The organism is Pedobacter sp., assembly GCF_035317785.1.
Classification (GTDB): Bacteria; Bacteroidota; Bacteroidia; order Sphingobacteriales; family Sphingobacteriaceae; genus Pedobacter.
Genome location: NZ_DATHGC010000124.1, coordinates 1 through 3,024 on the forward strand (window position 1 = coordinate 1; position 3,024 = coordinate 3,024).

4 protein-coding genes are annotated in these 3,024 nt (G+C 40.2%); 2 read left to right on the top strand and 2 right to left on the bottom strand.

Annotation, left to right across the window (positions count from 1 at the left end; translation table 11 throughout):
- Positions 1-807 (top strand): helix-hairpin-helix domain-containing protein (locus tag VK541_RS07495; RefSeq protein ID WP_324368495.1); only part of this gene is annotated, 807 nt, incomplete at its 5' end.
- Between the two features lie 15 nt (positions 808-822).
- Complete coding sequence (gene dapA / locus VK541_RS07500; RefSeq protein WP_324368497.1) at positions 823-1,695, top strand: 4-hydroxy-tetrahydrodipicolinate synthase; 873 nt, start codon at positions 823-825, stop codon at positions 1,693-1,695.
- Between the two features lie 63 nt (positions 1,696-1,758).
- Here the strand turns inward: dapA and VK541_RS07505 are convergent, their stop codons facing one another.
- Both VK541_RS07505 and VK541_RS07510 read right to left on the bottom strand, forming a co-directional pair.
- Complete coding sequence (locus VK541_RS07505) at positions 1,759-1,935, bottom strand: histone H1 (protein WP_285054827.1); 177 nt, start codon at positions 1,933-1,935, stop codon at positions 1,759-1,761.
- Positions 1,936-2,193: 258 nt separating this feature from the next.
- On the bottom strand, positions 2,194-3,024 hold an 831-nt coding region (locus VK541_RS07510), incomplete at its 5' end, for an aminotransferase class I/II-fold pyridoxal phosphate-dependent enzyme (protein WP_324368500.1).

The window sequence follows — 3,024 nt, forward strand, 5'->3', positions numbered from 1 at the left end:
CCGTCCCTTTGCCCGGAATGTGACAGCAAGCTCCTTAGAAAAGAAGGAGAAGTCGCATTCTACTGCCCAAATGATGAAGGATGCCCTCCGCAAATAGTAGGAAAGATCCAGCATTTCATCAGCAGAAAAGCAATGAATATCGACGGCCTTGGTGATGAGACCATCGAAACTTTCTATCAGAAGGACCTGGTCCGGCACATCAGCGATCTGTATACACTTCATGAAAAAGCAGATCAGCTCAAAACTTTAGAGCGTTTTGGTGAACGCTCTATCGAAAATATGCTGGCAGGCATTGAATTGTCTAAACAAATGCCTTTTGAGAAGGTCCTCTTTGGGCTTGGAATAAGGTATGTAGGGGAAACAGTGGCCAGGAAACTGGCGATCGGCACAAGAAACATTGATAATCTGATAACATCAAGCCTTGAGGAACTCACAGCTATTGACGAAATAGGCCAGCGAATCGCAGAAAGCATTATCGAATATTTTGGGAAACCTGAGCATCTGGACCAAATTGACCGTCTGAAATCGTACGGATTGCAGTTTGAAGTATCAGAAATTGAAATAGCACTACAAAGTGATAAATTAACTGGAAAAACATTTGTAATTTCGGGCGTTTTTGAAAATTACAGCAGAGAAGAACTCAGGGAACTGATCGAAAGCAATGGAGGTAAAATATTAAGCGGCATATCTGCTAAACTTAATTATCTTTTGGCAGGAGACAACATGGGACCTTCTAAGCTTGATAAAGCTAAAAAACTAAATGTACCACTAATTTCAGAGGGTGATTTATTAGAGATGTTGAAATAAAACAATTTTTTACAGATGAAAAAATTTCATGGAACGGGCGTGGCGTTAGTTACGCCATTTAACGCAGAAGGGTCAGTAGATTATGAAGGGCTAAAAAACCTGATTAATTACCTGATAGAAGGCAAGGTAGAATATCTGGTGTCACTGGGCACCACTGGTGAAGCTTCAACACTCAATAAGGACGAAAAGAAAAAAATCTGGGAATTTACTGCGGAAATCAATAACAGCCGTTTGCCCCTGGTTGCCGGTATTGGCGGTAATGACACCAGGGAGATTGCAAACAGTGTTAAAACATTTGAAATAAATGGTTATGATGCGATTTTATCGGCCAGTCCCTACTATAACAAGCCTACTCAGGAGGGCATATATCAGCACTATAAGGCGATAAGCGAAAGCAGTTCGCTGCCGGTTTTCTTATATAACGTACCAGGACGTACAGCAAGCAATGTAAGCCCTGAAACTACATGCAGACTGGCTGTCGATTTTAAAAATATAATTGGCACTAAGGAAGCTTCGGGTAATTTTGATCAGTTTAATCAAATCATGAGAGATAAACCTGAAGGTTTCCTGTTAATCTCCGGAGACGATCCCGTTGCTTTACCGATGATTTCCCTCGGTGCAGTTGGTGTAATTTCTGTTATTGGAAATGCGTTACCGCGACAACTTTCTGATATGGTAAGGTTGTGTTTGAATGGCGATTTCAAAGCTGCCTTACCATTGCATTTAAACCTTATCGAATTTACGCGGTTAATGTTTAATGAGGGTAATCCTGCTGGCGTAAAAGCTGCATTAAAACACTTTGGAGTCTGTGATGACAACCTGAGGTTACCTTTGGTGAAAGTTTCATCAGATCTTCGGAAAGCGATAATCGCTGAATCCAAAAAATAGCATCATAAAAAAGGCGTCCCATAATCGGGGCGCCTTTTTATCAAAACAAAAATAAAAATTATTCTAACCTTTATTTTTTGTTTCCTGAACCTCCAGACGAATTGCTTGAGCTAAATTTTTAAGGTCTTGCATGCCTTTACGTACACGTGTTCCTGCAGCGCTGTTGGCTTTGTTGTAAAATTTATCAGCGTCAGCTTCTAAAGATGCAACAAGTTCTTTTACTTCGTTAAATTTTTTCATCGTTAATTTACTCCTTTTAGGTTTTTAAGGTTTTGATTAATACTCTCTTACTAAAGTAAGATGTTTATTTTAATAATGAAACTTTTAGAATAAGAAATAAATGCCCTAAATCCTGTTTTTTTCCACATAATAACGTTTTATAAACAATCTATCTGATGCTTTAACACACATATTACTGATAATTAAACCATTACAAAACACGAAGTATAAAAAAAGCCCCTCAATTATGCATTGAGGGGCTTTCTCCCATATGGACTGTTAATCAGCTACAAACTGATTAACTTTATAATATCCATTTTGTAATTTATCAGAAACTTCACTAAAGGCATCCAAGGTACGCTGTACGTCCTCCAAAGAATGTACTGCCGTTGGTATCAGCCTCAGCTCAATTAATCCTTTAGGGATAACAGGATAGACAACTATCGAACAAAATATACCATAGTTCTCACGAAGGTCCATGGTTAAAGCGGTTGCCTCGAGCAGTTCCCCTTTTAAAAACACTGGTGTGACCATTGTATCTGTTACACCCAAATCGAATCCGCGCGCCCTCAATCCATTCTGAAGGGTGGTTGCAATTTTCCACAATCTTTCCCTAAGCTCCGGGTTATTTTTCAGCAGCTCAAGCCGTTTTAACAATCCGATAACCATGGGCATCGGCAAGGCTTTTGCAAATGTCTGTGAGCGCATATTATATCGGAAGAAATTGGTCATTTCCTCTGTAGATGCAACAAAAGCTCCAATGCCGGCCATTGATTTGGCAAAGGTCCCAAAATACACATCAACGCCGTCTATGCAGTTTTGCGCTTCATGGGTACCCGCTCCAGTCGGCCCCATTGTACCGAACCCATGGGCATCGTCTATCAACAAACGGAAATTGAACTCCTTTTTCAAATCCACCAACTCTTTTAATTTTCCTTGTGCGCCGGACATGCCAAAGACGCCTTCAGTAATTACAAGAATTCCCCCACCACTTTGCTCAACCAATTTAGTCGCCCGCTCCAATTGCTTGCGCGCACTTTCAATATCATTGTGCTTGTATACAAAACGTTTACCCATGTGTAAACGCAGACCATCGATTATACATGCATG

Bases quoted from the DNA above. Each gene is read 5' to 3' on its own strand.
- dapA (WP_324368497.1), top strand. From the start codon at position 823: ATGAAAAAATTTCATGGAACGGGCGTGGCGTTAGTTACGCCATTTAAC.
- VK541_RS07505 (WP_285054827.1), bottom strand. From the start codon at position 1,935: ATGAAAAAATTTAACGAAGTAAAAGAACTTGTTGCATCTTTAGAAGCT.